Source organism: Streptomyces sp. NPDC014764, assembly GCF_043082785.1.
GTDB lineage: Bacteria > Actinomycetota > Actinomycetes > Streptomycetales > Streptomycetaceae > Streptomyces > Streptomyces althioticus.
Genome location: NZ_JBIBXY010000050.1, coordinates 1 through 1,761 on the forward strand (window position 1 = coordinate 1; position 1,761 = coordinate 1,761).

Below are 1,761 nucleotides of genomic sequence, written 5' to 3' on the forward strand. Positions count from 1 at the left end.
GCCAATAATTTGTTTGGCTGCGTCCACATTTTTTTGTTCTTCAGTAGTTAATTCTACAGACTTCTTTTGCTCCTGTTGTTTTAACTCTGCTTCTATTTGTTGCTTCTCTTGGCGGTATCTTTGTAAGTCATAAACAATAGCATTATGCTTTTGTACTTCACGATTAATATTACCTCGCTCAGTTTTCATCCCCTTTTTCTCCATATCAGAAGCGACATGCCCCATATGAACCGTAGGTAAGATTTCAAGTCCACGTTCAGCGTGAGATTTATGTGTAATTCGTTCTTTGATGTTTGATTGTTCTAATGCTTTATTTGCGTATTCTGACCATTGTTCTCTCCACTGCTCCAGCAGTTCTTTTTTGTTCCAATCACGATTCTTTGTAGTAAAGCCTTCTTCTGAAATTTCTCGTGTTGTTAACATTATGTGAGCGTGAGGATTGTTGGAGTCATCTCTATGAATAGCGATATCAGCAACCATGCCTTTATCTACAAATTGGTCTTGGATGTAGCCTTTGATTAATTCAGTTTGTTGTTGATTGGAAAGTTCTTTAGGTAAAGCAATATTTATTTCTCTGGCTAATTGAGAGTTCTTTCTTTTCTCGGAATGTTCCACTTCATTCCAAAGAATCTCACGATTCTGAATCCAAACTGGCGATTTTTCAGGGGCAAGAATATGGGTTTCTGGTTGCACTTCTCTTTTGTAAAACTTACTTTCATTTGTTTGCTCATCGACTAAACGCTGACCAGAACGATAGGCAGCAGCCGCAACTGCGGATTGCCCTTTTCCTCTGGAAATCATTTGAGCAGAGAAATGATAGATCGCCATATCCTTGTACCTCCTTTTTAAATTTAAATTGAATAACAAACTCCATAATGGAACAAAATATTAAAGCCAACTGTTGAAATTCATGTATCACACCAAAAAGGGAGTAGAAGGCTATCTACTCCTTTTTTATTTTTTAAAAATGAATTCGGAGAAATTATAAAGACAAGTTGAACAATTGCTGACATTGCCAACGAGTATTTATAAAAATCTTCCGAATCCTTTTTTGTATCCGCATTATGGCGGATACTCATTCGCCCACTAGCGAATGGAGGGTTTTGATTTTGTATTCGCACCAAGCGAATATGCTCTTTGTTTGCAACGCAAACCGCACACAAACGAAGTTTGTATAAGTGCGCCCTTCTTCACTTTGTTCATTGGGGTGATTATACCACAGGCAGAGTGAAGATACTATTATGTAATTCTAGTGTTATAGCTATAATTTGATTATAATGGAGGAAACAAGGTTATAAGGGGAGTGAGAGCTTTGGCTCGAAAGACAGAAGAAGAAAGACTATTAGAGATGGATGAAAAGATTAAGAAGATGCAAGCTGAGAAGCAAAGGCTTGCGAATCAATTAAAGGAAAAAGAGCGTAAATCTAGAACAAAAAGACTCATTCAAATTGGGGCATTAATGGAGAAGCATTTAAAGATAGAAGGGGAGGAAGAAGCAATCAAGCTAATCGCTTCTTTCCAAAAGGCCATCTTGGAAAGAAAAGAACAAATTCAAGCAATGGATATACATTTAGCTAGAGAGATATTAGGAATTGAAAATAAAAAGTAACTCTCTTAAACTAGTGTTGACCACAGGGTCAAATAATGACCAATAGGTCAACGTTGATGTTTCTTTGAATAAAATAAAATGACCTCCTTCGATTTATTCGTAGGAGGTCATTTCATACTTTAGTATGGGAGCCAACCCTATAAAGAGTTGGT

At 36.8% G+C, this 1,761-nt stretch carries 2 protein-coding genes; one reads left to right on the forward strand and one right to left on the reverse strand.

Annotated elements, in window-relative coordinates:
* On the reverse strand, positions 1-828 hold an 828-nt coding region (gene mobQ, locus ACF1AG_RS34785), incomplete at its 3' end, for a MobQ family relaxase (RefSeq protein ID WP_391811050.1).
* Positions 829-1,303: 475 nt separating this feature from the next.
* On the opposite strand from mobQ, the gene ACF1AG_RS34790 reads away from it, so the two are divergent.
* Entirely contained in the window at positions 1,304-1,609 is a 306-nt protein-coding gene (locus tag ACF1AG_RS34790; RefSeq protein ID WP_391635066.1) for a hypothetical protein, read from the forward strand.
* Positions 1,610-1,761: the final 152 nt, after the last annotated feature.